Annotated in this window: 14 protein-coding genes; 6 read left to right on the top strand and 8 right to left on the bottom strand. The window is 54.8% G+C overall.

What is annotated here, in order from left to right; all coding sequences use genetic code 11:
- The first annotated feature begins 7 nt into the window (after positions 1-7).
- From QZ725_RS08660 to QZ725_RS08670, 3 genes are all read left to right on the top strand, one after another.
- On the top strand, positions 8-1,360 hold the full coding sequence (locus QZ725_RS08660) for an extracellular solute-binding protein (RefSeq protein ID WP_293778556.1): 1,353 nt from the start codon (positions 8-10) through the stop codon (positions 1,358-1,360).
- Positions 1,357-2,745: a di-heme oxidoredictase family protein gene (locus QZ725_RS08665; RefSeq protein ID WP_293778558.1), complete on the top strand. Its 1,389-nt coding sequence runs from the start codon at positions 1,357-1,359 to the stop codon at positions 2,743-2,745. The genes QZ725_RS08660 and QZ725_RS08665 overlap by 4 nt, the downstream gene beginning before the upstream one ends.
- Before the next feature lie 173 nt (positions 2,746-2,918).
- Complete coding sequence (locus QZ725_RS08670; RefSeq protein WP_293778560.1) at positions 2,919-3,116, top strand: hypothetical protein; 198 nt, start codon at positions 2,919-2,921, stop codon at positions 3,114-3,116.
- An 85-nt stretch (positions 3,117-3,201) separates the two neighbouring features.
- On the opposite strand, the gene QZ725_RS08675 is transcribed toward QZ725_RS08670, so the two are convergent.
- The 3 genes from QZ725_RS08675 to QZ725_RS08685 all read right to left on the bottom strand — a co-directional run bounded on the left by QZ725_RS08675 (position 3,202) and on the right by QZ725_RS08685 (position 6,168).
- A complete protein-coding gene (locus QZ725_RS08675) occupies positions 3,202-3,615 on the bottom strand; it encodes a LysR family transcriptional regulator (protein WP_293778562.1) in 414 nt (137 codons plus the stop codon).
- A gap of 339 nt (positions 3,616-3,954) precedes the next feature.
- A complete protein-coding gene (locus QZ725_RS08680; protein ID WP_293778563.1) occupies positions 3,955-4,965 on the bottom strand; it encodes a GGDEF domain-containing protein in 1,011 nt (336 codons plus the stop codon).
- Between the two features lie 243 nt (positions 4,966-5,208).
- Positions 5,209-6,168, bottom strand: coding sequence for a LysR family transcriptional regulator (locus QZ725_RS08685; protein WP_293778565.1), 960 nt, complete (start codon positions 6,166-6,168; stop codon positions 5,209-5,211).
- Positions 6,169-6,314: 146 nt separating this feature from the next.
- Here QZ725_RS08685 and QZ725_RS08690 point away from each other — a divergent pair, with 146 nt between their 5' ends.
- Entirely contained in the window at positions 6,315-6,593 is a 279-nt protein-coding gene (locus QZ725_RS08690) for a hypothetical protein (protein WP_293778567.1), read from the top strand.
- A gap of 350 nt (positions 6,594-6,943) precedes the next feature.
- Positions 6,944-7,126: a hypothetical protein gene (locus QZ725_RS08695; RefSeq protein ID WP_293778671.1), complete on the top strand. Its 183-nt coding sequence runs from the start codon at positions 6,944-6,946 to the stop codon at positions 7,124-7,126.
- A 191-nt stretch (positions 7,127-7,317) separates the two neighbouring features.
- Here QZ725_RS08695 and QZ725_RS08700 read toward each other — a convergent pair whose 3' ends face one another.
- From QZ725_RS08700 to QZ725_RS08720, 5 genes are read right to left on the bottom strand one after another with little or no spacing between them, the layout of a single operon-like run.
- The gene (locus QZ725_RS08700) at positions 7,318-7,545 is read right to left on the bottom strand and encodes a formate dehydrogenase subunit delta (protein ID WP_293778569.1); all 228 of its coding nucleotides are present in this window, start codon (positions 7,543-7,545) and stop codon (positions 7,318-7,320) included.
- A 29-nt stretch (positions 7,546-7,574) separates the two neighbouring features.
- Positions 7,575-8,399, bottom strand: a complete 825-nt coding sequence (gene fdhD / locus QZ725_RS08705; protein WP_293778571.1) for a formate dehydrogenase accessory sulfurtransferase FdhD — start codon at positions 8,397-8,399, stop codon at positions 7,575-7,577.
- A 16-nt stretch (positions 8,400-8,415) separates the two neighbouring features.
- Positions 8,416-11,280: a formate dehydrogenase subunit alpha gene (fdhF, locus tag QZ725_RS08710; protein WP_293778572.1), complete on the bottom strand. Its 2,865-nt coding sequence runs from the start codon at positions 11,278-11,280 to the stop codon at positions 8,416-8,418.
- A gap of 21 nt (positions 11,281-11,301) precedes the next feature.
- On the bottom strand, positions 11,302-12,855 hold the full coding sequence (locus tag QZ725_RS08715) for an NADH-quinone oxidoreductase subunit NuoF (RefSeq protein WP_293778574.1): 1,554 nt from the start codon (positions 12,853-12,855) through the stop codon (positions 11,302-11,304).
- Positions 12,852-13,328, bottom strand: a complete 477-nt coding sequence (locus QZ725_RS08720) for a formate dehydrogenase subunit gamma (RefSeq protein WP_293778576.1) — start codon at positions 13,326-13,328, stop codon at positions 12,852-12,854. Before QZ725_RS08720 ends, QZ725_RS08715 begins: the two co-directional genes overlap by 4 nt.
- Positions 13,329-13,651: 323 nt before the next feature.
- Here QZ725_RS08720 and QZ725_RS08725 point away from each other — a divergent pair, with 323 nt between their 5' ends.
- The gene (locus tag QZ725_RS08725; protein WP_293778578.1) at positions 13,652-14,737 is read left to right on the top strand and encodes a substrate-binding domain-containing protein; all 1,086 of its coding nucleotides are present in this window, start codon (positions 13,652-13,654) and stop codon (positions 14,735-14,737) included.
- Positions 14,738-14,791: the final 54 nt, after the last annotated feature.

Consider the following 14,791-nt stretch of genomic DNA (forward strand, 5'->3'; position numbering starts at 1 on the left):
GCAACTCATGATTCGCACATCGCTCTCCATCGGCAAACTGGTTTCTTCTTTTGTCATCTCCACCGCACTCACACTTTGTGCGACGCAGGCAGCCGCAGAAACACCGGTCCGGAAGGTCGTCGTTATGACCAGCTATCCGGAGGAAGTGGTGTCGCGATTCGAAGCGGGATTTGAAAAAACGCATCCGGGCACGCGTGTCGAGATTGTCTGGCGTCGCTCGGGTGATGCGGCCACATATCTGAGAGAGCAGCCGGGCCGCATCGATGTTTACTGGACGCCTGCGCAGCGCGGTTTTGCGATGCTGGCAAAAGACGGGGCTTTTGCTCCGTTATCGATCGCCATGAAAGGTTTGCCGAACAAGGTTGGCGGCTTCCCGATCTCTGACCCTGCGTTGCGCTATGTCGCGACCGAAATTGCCGGCTTCGGCTTCGCACTCAATACGCAGCGCATGAAAGAGCGAGGTTTGCCCGAACCGAAGCAGTGGACCGATCTGACCGATGCGCGCTGGCAGGATGAACTGATATTCCCGATACCCGGCAAGGTCGGCTTTGCACCGCCCATCGTGGAAATCATCACGCAAGGATACGGCTGGAAAAAGGGCTGGACGCTGCTGCAACAGATCGGTGCCAATGCACAGCCGCTGGAAGAAGGGGGCCCCAATATTGCCGATGAAGTCGCCAAGGGGCGCGTGAGTCTTGGCGTGTCCATCGATTTTTTCATCAAGTCTGCGATGGCGAACGGTGCGCCCGTACGCTTTGTCTATCCGGGCATCACCGGCTACTCGCCGGCACATGTCGCCATTTTGAAAGATGCGCCGCATCCTGAAGCGGCAAAGGCTTTCACACAATATGTTTTGTCTGACGAAGGACAACGGATTCTGTTCCATCCGGATATTCGCAAACAGCCGGTTCGGCCCTCTGTATATAAAGCAATGCCTGCCGGCTATTACGATCCATTCACTGCCGCAGCGGCAATGCCCTATCGTTTCGACACCCAAGGCGCATTGCATCGTCAGGGCCTGAACAACACACTGTTCGACATCATGGTGAGCGAGCGGCATCAACGGCTACGTGAGCTCTTGGCCATGCTGGCTGACGCAGAGCACGCTGCCGGAAATGATCGCGCTTTGCGCAATGACGTGCAGCACGCACGACGCTTGGCAACGGAAATCCCGCTCTCGCGAAAAGAGGCCGATCGACTGGCCAATCGCTTTATGTCGAATTTCGAAGGAGAGCCGCAACCGGAAGCCAACGCAGCATTGCTCAATGCATGGCGCGAGAAAGTACACGCGCACCGTCAGCAAGCTGAACAGATTGCGCAACGCGTAATCGCCCAACGCAGGGAAGGGATGCATCCTTGAACGCAAGGCACGTCGTCATCGCGATGTGCGGGATTGCAGGCTTGCTGGTTCTTGGCGGCGCAGCCAGCCTCGATACACAGGTACTAAGTGCTGGCAGCGACACCGTTTTCGATACGTCGCGCGAAGCGTATTCGCAGCCCAGCCCGATGATGGATGACGCCAATGAACGCGCCTTTGCGCGCGGGCGCAGCCTGTTCCGCCAATCCTGGGTGATCGCGCCGGCAACCGATCGCGCGGCAGGTCTTGGCCCGTTGTTCAACCGCATCTCTTGCATTGCCTGCCATGCGCGTAACGGGCGTGGTGGCGCACCCGATGATCCTCAAGCCTCGATGCAAGCCATGCTGCTACGCTTGAGCATTCCCGGCACCGATGCACATGGCGGCCCGAAACCGCATCCTGCTTATGGCGACCAGCTCAACGAACGCGGCGTTCCCGGCGTACCGGGTGAAGGCATTGCCTCCTTGCTGTACGAGGAGCACACGGAAACCTTCGCCGATGGATCGGACATCACCTTGCGCAAACCCGCCATCCATTTACGCGACCTGGCTTACGGTCCACTGGGCAACGACATTCTGGTATCGCCACGCGTCGGCCCGGCTGTCTATGGTTTGGGGCTGCTGGAAGCGATTCCTGACGAGACTTTGCTAGCCCTGCGGAATCAGCCCAAGCCGGCCGGCATCGGTGGTCGTGTGAATATCGTATGGGATGCGATCAACAAGAAGGAAGCCATCGGCCGCTTCGGCATGAAAGCCAATGTGGCGAGCCTGACCGAACAGGTCGCGAATGCCTTTGTTGGCGATCTTGGCATTACCTCCAGCCTACGGCCACAGGAAAACTGCACGGCAGTGCAAACTGCCTGCAAGCAAGCGCCCTCGGGCCGTGCATCCGAATACGAAAGCAGTGAACTGTCGCAAGCCGATCTGTTCGCCACCGTGTTTTATCACCGTTCGCTCGCCGTTCCTGCGCGCCGCAACATGCAGGACCAACAGGTATTGCGTGGGCAACAATTGTTCCGGCAAGCGCATTGCGCGGCCTGCCATGTACCCGAATTACGCACACGCAAGGATACAGCGCTGCCTTCTTTGTCAAACCGGTTGATCCGGCCGTATACCGATCTGCTACTGCATGACATGGGGGAAGGCTTGGCCGATGGCCGTCCCGATTATCGTGCCACCGGACGCGAATGGCGCACACCGCCATTATGGGGTATCGGTCTGGCGAAGAAGGTCAATCCCAATGCGGGCTTCTTGCACGATGGACGCGCACGCACATTGCTGGAAGCAGTAATGTGGCACGGTGGTGAAGCGCAAGCATCACGCGAAGCAGTACGCGCAATGCCGACCGAGGATCGCGCAGCGCTGTTGCGTTATCTGGGATCGATTTGAAGCAATGCCGGCGGCATTTCACCAAGCCATGAGTAAGCTTGTCGTGTCATGCATTACCATGCGGAGCGCTGACGGCGTACCGTTTCGCGTGCCGTTTTTCATGTAGCTCGATAGCGCTTTCCTTCACCGCGCACTCGTGCAACACTAGAGCGACACATTACAAGGAAACCATCATGGCCAAAAAAGAAGAAATTGATCCGGAAACCCAGGCCATTCTGGACTGGTGCATTGAAGTTGAAAATTTTCTGGTGGCCGGTGGCGCCACGCGCGAGCAGGCGCAGGATCATATCGAGGAACAGATCGAATGGTTTACCGACCTGTTTTACGATGGCCTGACGCCGGAAGAGGCAGCGAAGGAAGCCCTGGCTTGAAGCAAGGAGATTATTTGAAACGCCTGAATTTTTGCTAGCCAAACCCTATCACCAACCGACACAAGAACACTTTGCGTCGACAGAGTCAGGAAGCGCCGTTCTTTTTAGCCGACAATGTTGATACCAATTGCGGCTTACTCAGTAGTTTGCTGAATAGAGCGAAGTCATTGGCAATCGCTTCGGCCGCCTTCCGCTCCATGTCACGATAGCGCTCCACAACACTTCGACCGAAATCAGTCACGATGGCACCGCCGCCACCCGCTCCGCCAGTCGCCGTCACTACCAGCGGCTCAGTGAAAGCCGCATTGGTAGATTCGATAAGAAGCCAGGCGCGACGGTAGGACATGCTCAGCTCGCGCCCGGCGGCAGAAATCGAACCGGTTCGCGCGATGGCATCGATTAAATCAGCCCGCCCCGGCCCCATCGCCGTCATTTCACCCATCAAGATACGGACACGCGGAACACGACGAGGTGACGAGAATGTTTTTTTCTTGGGCATGATGACTTCCAGAATGGAGCGCTTATTCTCTCCTACGCTGTCTTTGTCGCAAAGTACAAATTACTCGCTCCATTTATTCACTCCTTGAATGGACGCGGATTGGTAGGCAAGCGCCTTGCGTCCTTCGGATGATCGAGCGGCACGAGACATTTCGTTCTGGAGTTAGCTGATCACGTCACGGCCATTGATTTCGGCGGTCACATCTCCAGCCAACAATTATCGACATAAGCTGGCACGACACGATGGAGATCGCTGCACGAATACATATAGGTGCGCAATTCTGCGCACAGACTTGCGGCTGCACACGCTGCATGAAATTGACTGTGAGGGAGGGCGACTTCACCCTTGAACAATGCAAGCCTTCCCGGCTTCTTTGGCCATGTATAAAGCCTGATCCGCGCGCGTTAGGACGGTAGTTAAATCTTCATCATCGGTCAAAGTAACAATCCCCGCACTGAAACCGAAACGAACTCCTTCAACTTCGAGTTCATTAACCGCCGACAACAAGCTCTGAATTCTTGCTAACGCGTTGGCATCACTAAACCCTTGCAATACCACGCCGAACTCCTCGCCCCCTAATCTTCCGACCGCATCCGAAGGGAGGTGTTGTTTCAACGCGCGCGCCATTGCCATCAGCACGAGATCACCGACATGATGGCCGTACCGGTCATTAATGCGCTTGAAATTATCAATATCGATCATGCAAAAATGGACTCGCGTAAGAGAGCGCCGGCTTAGAGCCTGCTCCATGATTTGCATGAATGCGCGACGATTGTTCAGGCTAGTAAGGGTATCCGTATGCGACAAAATGCGAAAATTCTCCTTTGCCTCGCTCATGTTCTGCATTGCCAGCATGAACATGTGGTGGACCATCAAGCCTAGCAAAAGGGCCGACGAAAGCGCGATACCCAGTAGCGGAGTCGAAACTGCCTCGAAAAATCGCGCGTCTTCAGCTACAAAGACGCAACCAATGACAAGCAAGCTGCTAAGGAAATAGTCGCGTCGGTAGTTGAATACCAGCGCTGTGGTCATAATGATTTCTATCGCGACCGCAATCGACCAATAGAACCGTGCATCGGCCATAGCTCCAAGCTGTAGACGGAAGCCAAGCGACATTGTAAGAATGTAAGCAAAACCTAGAACACGATGTGCGGTAAAGGTGTACCAAATCTTGGTGTTAACGTAGGTTATACCGCCAAGTATCAGAGAGATCAGACTGAATTCGATCAGTGGCAGGTGTTCGACGTAGGGATTCATCAAAAAACTGCTAACGAATGCCACTATCCCGATTACCATCGAAACAAGAATCTGCTTGTGCAGCAGTCGCCGGATTCCGACCTGGTGATTCATTCATTCCGCCTTGTCGAACTTTTATGTTGCACTACACATTTTTCGGCAGAATATTCGTGAAATTGAGTGACGAACTTGAAAGGCGCCGTGCTGGTCATTTTACGGATGCATCACCGTTATCGGTGCGGTTGGCAAACAGACGTTTTGTTCTTTGCATTTGTTTGGAATTAAGTCGTATAAATGCTGCATTTCCACAACAAAAAAGGGACCACATGGGCCCCTTCTTTATTGTCGGCTACTCTCTTATTTATGTTTCTTTGCCGGTGCAATGCCTTCATGCGTACTCAAATTCATCTGTTCGCGGAGCCATTTGTGTGCCGGATTACGTGCATCACGCTCGTGCCATAGCATATCCACATTGACCGCAGGCAGTTCGAAAGGCAGCGTTTTGGCGATCAGCGAGTGCTCCATGCCCGTTGCAGCAATCAGATGGCGTGGCAGCACCGTGATCAGATCAGAACTGGCAACCACTTTACCTGCCGTGAAAAACTGATTCACCGTCAGCAGAATACGGCGCTCGCGGCCCAGTTCGCTCAAGGCATCGTCCATCAAGCCTTTGGCGCGTCCCGAGAAACTCACCAGCAAGTGGTGCGCCTCGCAGTAGTTATCCAGCGTCAGCTCTTCCTTTGCCAACGGATGACCCTTGCGCATCACGCAAACGTATTCACCCGTGTACAGGCTTTCGTGGCGAATCTGCGATACCGCGGTGTTCTGACCACTGGCCAGTTGCGCGGCAACCCCAGGGAAAAACCCGATTGCCAGATCGATATCGCCGCGCAACAGCATGGGGCGTGGTTCACGCGTCGTAAGTGGCACCATGCGCACATTGAGGCCAGGCGCTTCCTTTTCGATGGCGCGCACCAGATAGGGCAGCCAGAGCGCCGCCGTGGCATCGGCCATTGCCATGCGGAACGTGGTGTTTGCACGCGACACATCGAAGGTGTCCGGCGTCACAGCCGCTTCGAGATCGGACAGGGCGCGGCGCACAATCGGCCACAACTCGACCGCACGCGACGTCGGCTTGACGCCGTGCGCCGTACGAATCACCAGTTCGTCCCCTAGCGTATCGCGCAAGCGACGCAAGGCATTGGACACTGCAGGCTGTGTCATGGCCAGCAGATTCGCTGCGCGTGTCAGGTTCTGTTCTGTCATGACTGCGTCAAAGACGCGGAGCAGATTCAGATCCAGTGTCAAAAAACTCATTGTTATTTACCGTTTAAAAGAATCGGCAACCCGAAATTTGTCATTCACAAAATATATGACAGCCATCCCGAATTGAAATTAGATTTATATCTCTAGTGTACCTATACTGCAAAACATCACAACTGCCGCATGATTCAAGGACCATCATGTTTACCTCATTCCGCCGCCTTACAACGACCGCTTCGCCATTTGCTCTGTTCCGCCAAGCCAACCGTATTGCACAATCGCAACCGGAAGTTGCTGCCGAACTGCGCATGCTCGCGATTTACGGAAAGAAAAAGCAGGGAGGGCGACCACAAGGTGGAAGCAAGACGCAGTCCAAGCCACTCATTACGCCTGCTCCATACAAACCAGCCTTTGCTGCAGAAGTCCGCATTCCGCGCGTCTTCGTGTCGCTGTTCTCTGGTAAGCCGGCGCTTGCCTGATTTCCGGCATGCCGTTGCAGTCCTCTAGCAACGGAAAGCAGATAGAGTCGGTTGACCGTTTTGCAAGTTAGTCTGTCGCATGCAGAGAGGTATCTGCAAATGCAGCCCAGGATGTCTCCTCCTCCCTCTCAGGGAAGGTTCAAGTCCCAGCGTGCCTATCGCCGCTGGGCTTTTTTTATTTGTTGCCATCTGTGAGACGTTTAACCGATTGTTGTTGCAATTAGGCATACAACTACTGTGTTTGCAGGCAGAATGGCTGAAACCGCAGTAACAAGCGCCCGCGCAAGCTCATCGAGCGCGCATTTGATGTTTTGCCGAAAGTGAAGTTACCTTGCTACAGGGAGTACGACTTGGGTCAGATAATCAAAAACAACTACACGAACGGTGCCTTGCTCAAAGAGCTGATGACGGCACCGCCAATGACAGCCGAGCAGCATGCCGAAATCATGCGCCAGAGGATTGCACATCGCCGCATGGTAGAGGAAGCGCGGGATAAAAAGCAGGCGAGTGAAGATATCTTTGCCGAAGAATGACAAGCGCGGTTCATCCGCGCTTTTTTATGCCAACCATCATCCGGCATCTGCTAGGGACGCTCTTTACATATGCGCTTGATGGCAACAGCCCCTTACACGACGGCGGCTGTTCCTTGAGGCAACTGGAAGAAAGGAAAAAGGCTGCATTGTCGAAACAATGCAGCCTTTCCTTGGATCCTTGCCGGCAGGGCTTAGATCAATTTGCGTGAACGCACGGCTTCCAGTGCAAACTCGCTCAGACCTTCGCCATTGTGTTGATCGACATGCGCCATCAGTGCCTTGCGCATGCGTGGATCCCACGAACGCTTGAGATGGCCGATGAATTCATCGATCGACTGATTGCGGTCGCGCATGGCCACGAAAAAATCACCGATCTGGTTTGCCATCTTGATCAGCGTATCAATGTTATTGCCGCTCATTCCTGTCTTCCTTCGAAAGAATAACTACTTCAATTATCGTGCTTCAACCGATGCGGCTGCGCATAAACGACGTGGCTCTGGTCACGTACGAAACCCACCAGCGTGACATTGGTGTCATTGGCCATCTTGATCGCAAGACTTGTCGGCGCCGAAATGGCGGCAATCAATCCGATACCCATCGTGGCCGACTTCTGCACCATTTCATAACTGGCACGGCTCGTAATCAGCACCGCGCCGGCGGCAAAATCGAAACGACGGCTGGCCATCGCACCGATCAACTTGTCCAGCGCATTGTGACGCCCTACATCTTCACGAACGAGTACGACTTCGCCGCTTAGATCCATCCATGCTGCAGCATGCGTCGCGCCCGTATACTTCTGCAGGCGCTGTTGCGCACGCATGGCACGCATGCCGGCATGAATCTGCGACGCAGTGAACATCGCATTGCCCTGGGCTGCCTGCGGGTGCCGAATTGCCTGTTCCAGCGTTTCGGCACCGCATAAGCCACATCCCGTGCGACCCGTCAGATTGCGACGTTTGTCTTTCAGCGCCACGAATCGTTCGGTTGCGATTTCCAGTTGTACCTGAATGCCATCGCATCCGGGCACGACCTCACAGTCATACAGTTCCGACTTGCTCTGGAGGATGCCTTCACTCAGGGAAAAACCCAGCGCAAAGTCTTCCAGATCGTAGGGTGATGCCATCATCACCGCGTGCGAAATGCCGTTGTACTCCAATGCCACGGGCACTTCTTCAGCGACATCGTCTTCGCAGACAATGTGCTGGTCCGCATCCCATTTTTCTACCGGGACGCGAACCAGTGCACTGCGTTCATCGTCGGTGACAGCATTCATCACGCGTCATTACACCTTACTTCGTTGCCGTTTCACGCGGGATCATGTCCGTACTGGCAAAACGCTCCTGCTGCGTGTTGAAGCGGTTATACGTACGCTGCCATTCCGAAGGTTGATCCACCGGCGTGATCTGAACAGCCGTCACCTTGTACTCAGGGCAGTTGGTTGCCCAGTCGGACGAGTTGGTGGTGATCACGTTGGCACCCGACTCAGGGAAGTGGAACGTGGTGTACACGACGCCTGGTTGGATACGCTCGGTGATATCAGCGCGCAGAACGGTTTCACCAGCAGACGACTTAATACCAACCCAGTCGTTCTGTTTGATGCCTTTTTCTGCTGCATCGTCCGGATGGATCTCGAGACGATCTTCGCTATGCCACATGTTGTTGAAGGTACGACGCGTTTGTGCACCAACGTTGTACTGCGACAGGATACGACCCGTGGTGAGGATGAACGGGAATTCCTTGCTTGGACGTTCGCCACTGCCGTAGAACTTGGTGTTGATGAAACGACCTTTGCCGCGCACGAATGCATCGATGTGCATCGTTGGCGTACCTTCTGGCGCTTCGTCGTTGCATGGCCACTGGATGCTGCCACCCAGTTCGTCGATGCGCTTGAAGCTCACACCGGTAAAGGTTGGCGTCAGTGCAGCGATTTCGTCCATGATTTCACGTGGATGCTTGTAGTTCATTGGGTAACCCAATGCGTTCGACAGCATCTGCGTGACTTCCCAGTCAGCGTAACCAGCTTTAGGCGGCATCACTTTACGAACGCGCGAGATACGACGTTCGGCGTTGGTGAAGGTACCGTCTTTTTCCAGGAACGATGCGCCCGGCAAGAAGACGTGTGCGTACTTGGCGGTTTCGTTCAGGAAGATGTCCTGAACGATGACACATTCCATTGCTTCCAGAGCAGCGGTAACGTGTTGCGTGTTTGGATCGGACTGAACAACGTCTTCACCTTCGCAGTACAGACCCAGGAAGGTACCTTCCAGAGCAGCGTCAAACATGTTCGGAATACGCAGACCTGGTTCGGATTCCAGTTTGCAATTCCAGACAGCTTCGAATTCGGCGCGAGCGACGGAATCCGAAACGTGACGGTAGCCTGGCAGTTCGTGTGGGAACGAACCCATATCGCACGAACCTTGAACGTTGTTTTGACCACGCAACGGGTTCACGCCCACGCCTTCGCGGCCAACGTTGCCGGTTGCCATCGCCAGGTTGGCGATACCGATAACGGTGGTCGAACCTTGTGCGTGTTCGGTAACGCCGAGACCGTAGTAAATCGCTGCGTTGTTTGCCGATGCAAACATGCGGGCAGCACCACGAATGTCGGCAGCAGGCACGCCAGTGAATGGCTCAAGAGCTTCTGGCGAGTTTTCTTCCAGCGACACGAATTCTGCCCATTCTTCGAACGACGCAACTTCGCAACGTTCCTTGATGAAGTCTGGCTTGTGCAGGTTTTCGGTGATGATGACGTGCGCCAATGCATTGACGATTGCCACGTTGGCACCTGGTTTCAATTTCAGGTGATAGTCAGCCTGGATGTGTGGCGACTTGACCATTTCGGTCGTACGTGGATCGACAACGATCAGTTTTGCACCTTGGCGCAGACGACGCTTCATGATCGACGCGAACACTGGGTGACCCGCGGCAGGATTGGCGCCGATGATCAGGATGCAGTCCGATTTCATGACGGAGTCAAACGTCTGCGTACCCGCCGATTCACCCATCGTCACTTTCAGGCCATAACCCGTTGGCGAGTGGCAAACACGTGCGCAGGTATCAACGTTGTTGTTGCCGAATGCAGCACGAACCAGCTTCTGAACCAGATAGCCTTCTTCGTTGGTGCAACGCGACGAAACCAGACCACCAACCGAATCCTTGCCGTGTTTAGCCTGGATACGTTTGATTTCGGATGCGGCGTAGTTGATCGCTTCTTCCCACGACACTTCTTTCCATGGATCCGTGATTTTGCTGCGGATCATTGGCTTGAGCATACGATCTTTGTGGGTTGCATAGCCCCAGGCGAAACGGCCTTTAACGCAGGCGTGACCATGGTTTGCACCACCGTTTTCGTTAGGCACCATACGAACGACTTCATTGCCCTTCATCTCGGCTTTGAACGAGCAGCCAACACCGCAGTATGCACAGGTGGTGACTTTGCTGTGTTCGCCTTGACCCAGCATGATGACGGTTTTTTCGGTCAGGGTTGCGGTTGGGCATGCGTCAACGCAAGCACCGCAGGAAACGCATTCCGAATCGATGAAGTCTTCGTTCTGGCTGGCCGACACACGCGATGCGAAACCGCGGCTGTCGATCGTCAGAGCAAACGTACCTTGGGTTTCTTCGCAGGCACGGACGCAACGGTTACAAACGATACATTTCGATGCATCGTAGGTGAAGTATGGATTGGATTCATCCTTTTCCATGCGCAGATGGTTGTTGCCATCGTAGCCATAACGCACTTCGCGCAGGCCAACAACACCAGCCATGTCCTGCAGTTCGCAGTTACCGTTGGTTGGGCAGGTCAGGCAGTCCAGTGGGTGATCCGAGATGTACAGTTCCATGACGCCACGGCGGATGTCTGCCAGTTTAGGCGTCTGGGTCTTGACCTTCATGCCAGGATCGACCGGCGTGGTGCACGATGCCGGATAGCCGCGACGGCCTTCGATTTCAACCAGGCACAGACGGCACGAACCGAATGCTTCGAGGCTGTCGGTAGCGCACAGTTTAGGGACGTTGATACCGTATTCGGCAGCAGCACGCATGACCGACGTACCTTGCGGTACGGTCACAGTGATACCGTCGATTTCCAGGGTGATCATGTTTTCCGACTCGCGCTTTGGCGTGCCGTAATCGATACCGTTTAACAGATTCATTTTTAGCTCCAGTCTCTCAGCTTACGCTGCGGTTGCCATAGGTTGATCGCCGAAATCTTCAGGGAAGTGGTTCAGGGCCGACAACACCGGGAACGGTGTCATATTGCCCATCGCGCACAGCGATCCCGTGACCATCACATCGCACAAATCACGCAACAGACGAATCTGTTGTGGACGATTCTGGTTAGCAATGATCTTGTCCATCACTTCTACACCACGCGTCGAACCGATCCGGCACGGGGTGCACTTGCCGCACGACTCAGCAACGCAGAAATGCATTGCATAGCGTGCCTGCTTTGCCATATCAACGGTATCGTCGAAGGCAACCAGACCACCGTGACCAACCGTCGAATCGACGGCAGCAAATGCTTCATAGTCAAACGGTGTATCGAACAGCGATTCAGGCATGTAGGCGCCGAGTGGGCCACCAACCTGTACCGCACGGATAGGACGGCCCGATTCCGAACCGCCACCGAAGTCATACAGCAATTCACGCAAGGTCACGCCGAATGCTTTTTCAACCAGGCCACCGTATTTCAGGTTGCCAGCCAATTGCATAGGCAGCGTGCCGCGCGAACGGCCCATGCCGTAGTTCTTGTAGAACTCAGCGCCACGTGACAGGATCAATGGTACAGCAGACAGCGAAATGACGTTGTTGATGACCGTTGGCTTGCCAAACAGGCCTTCCAGTGCTGGAAGCGGTGGTTTTGCACGAACCATGCCGCGCTTGCCTTCGATCGATTCCAGCATAGCGGTTTCTTCGCCACAAACGTAGGCACCAGCAGCCTTGCGCACTTGCAAATTGAAGGTGCGGCCCGAACCGAGGATGTTTTCGCCCAGGTAACCGGCAGCCTTGGCGTTGTCGATGGCTTCGTTCAGGTTAGCGATCGAGTGCGGGTATTCCGAACGCACGTAGATGTAACCTTCGGTTGCGCCAACGGCGATACCGGCGATCGTCATGCCTTCGATCAGCATGAATGGATCGTCTTCCATGACCATACGATCGGAGAAGGTGCCCGAGTCGCCTTCGTCGGCATTACAAGCGATGTATTTCTGATCGGCTTTTGCGCCCAGAACGGTTTTCCACTTGATACCGGTCGGGAATGCTGCACCGCCGCGACCACGCAGACCGGAGTCGGTGACTTCCTGCACGATGGCAGCCGCTTCCATGGTGATGGCTTTTTTCAGGCCGACATAGCCGTCGTGTGCCAGATAGTCTTCCAGCGAAACAGGATCGGTGATACCAACGCGCACGAATTGCAGGCGTTCCTGTTTTTTCAGGTAAGGGATTTCTTCCACCAGGCCGAGCGCCTTGTCATGCTTGCCGCCGTTCAGGAAATCAGCGTCGAACAGACCGGCGACTTCGTGTTCTTCGATCGGACCAAAGCCGATGCGGCCAGCGTCGGTCGCGACTTCAACCAGCGGTTCCAGCCAGAACATGCCGCGCGAACCATTGCGCACGAGCTTGATGTCGATGCCACGGGCTTTCGCTTCCTTGGCGATGGCGGCAGCGGTTTCATTCGCGCCGAGAGCCAGCGCGGTCGAATCGCGCGGGACGAATACGGTAATGGTCATTGGACACCTCGCTTCGCCTGGATCAGGCGGTTGAATTTCTCTTTCGATACGCGTGCGTACAGGTCGTCATCGATCTGGACAGCAGGGCCGCTAGCGCATTGGCCGAGGCAGTACACGGTTTCGAGCGAGAAGTTGTTGTCGTCGGTGGTACCGTGGAAATCGCAACCCAGCAATTCCTTGGCGTGCGAGGCGAGATCTTCGCAACCGCGTGCCTGGCAGGCTTCGGCGCGGCAGATCTGCACAACGTGCTTGCCCGCTGGATGCTGACGGAAGAAGTGGTAATAGGTAATGACACCATGCACTTCAGCGCGCGAGACATTGATGCCTTCGGCAATCGCAGGAACAGCGCTTGGCGGAATGTAGCCAATCGCACCTTGAATGTCATGCAGAATCGGCAGCAATGCGCCTGGCATCGATTTACGTTTGGCGATGATCGCCTCAACGGTTGCCATATCAAAAGTTTGGGTGCTCATACTTACACTCCTCCTAGCGACGCAAATGGCACTGCTGCCTGCCATACGGTCGTGAAATCCAACGAGACCATAGTGTTTCCTTGTAAAAATTCTTGTCTATATGCTGTTTAGAGCATATAGTTTTGCTGGGGTATGCCTTGCAACACGCGAAAGGTAACACTGCCAGTGTGGTAATTCAATATGCTTTTTCATTCATATCGGTAAACACGGCGTAAACGCCACAGCGTGTGGCAACTATATGTTTCTCTGTGCATATGAAAGCGGTTTTTTCACCGTTTGCGCCCGTTTTTGACCGGATATTCATTCTAGGACGCTTCCGAGTCATGTTCAAAGTCATCATCAATCCCCACTGGGAGGTGACACATGAGGCAAACGAGACCGTCGATACCGCCGTTCTGCTTCGGTTGCTGACCGCAATCCAGCGTACAGGCTCCATTTCGAATGCAGCCAAATCGGTTGGACTGTCTTATCGTTATGCATGGGGCATGTTGCGCAACGTCGAACAGCTCTTCAATACCGCACTGTTGAACACGGATCGCGGACGCGGTACCACGCTGACACCCCTGGCGGAAAAACTGATCTGGGCCGATCGCCGCATTCGTGCGCGCCTGTCGCCGATGCTGGAAAGCCTGGCTTCCGAACTCGAAAACGAAATCGGCAAAACCATCGTCGGCAAGATTCATTCATTGCGTCTCGATGCCAGCCACGGCTTTGCCGTCGATGCGTTGCTCAAGCAACTGACCGAAGCGAACCTGCCGGTCGATCTGCGCTATCGCAACAGCACCGATGCGGTCGCTGCGCTCTCACGCCGCGAATGCGATCTGGCTGGTTTTCATGTGCCGCTCGGCGAGTTCGAAGCCAAGGCCGTCGAACGTTACATGCAATGGCTCAATCCACGCGAACATTGCCTTGTGCATCTGGCGGTTCGTACGCAAGGGCTGTTCGTCCTGCCGGGCAATCCGAAAAACATCTCGCAACTGGAAGACCTCAAACGCGATGGTGTGCGCTTCGTCAATCGGCAAGTCGGTTCCGGCACGCGCATGCTGCTGGAACTGATGCTGGCCGGTGCCGATATTTCACCGAATGAGATCGAAGGTTATCCAAGCAATGAGTTCACGCATTCGGCGGTAGCCGCCTACATTGCCAGTGGCATGGCGGACGTCGGCGTGGGCGTGCAAACGGCGGCAGATCGTTTCAACCTCGACTTCATTCCGTTGGTGAAGGAGCGCTACTTCATGGCATTGCCGGTAGCGATGATGGAAGACCCGTTAATCGAACTCGTGATCAAGGTTGTGCAGTCGGCCAGCTTCAAGCAGGCGATTGACGATCTGGCCGGTTACGATTCGAGCCAGACCGGTCAGATACTCAAACTCTCCGAAGCCTTTGGTTTGAACAAGTCGGTTGGCTGATACCAACTCGGCCATTCAGACCAGCGTCGTTGCCTTCCGTCAACGCGCTGCATT

Origin of the sequence: uncultured Oxalicibacterium sp., from assembly GCF_913776015.1 — a bacterium.
Classification (GTDB): Bacteria; Pseudomonadota; Gammaproteobacteria; order Burkholderiales; family Burkholderiaceae_D; genus Oxalicibacterium.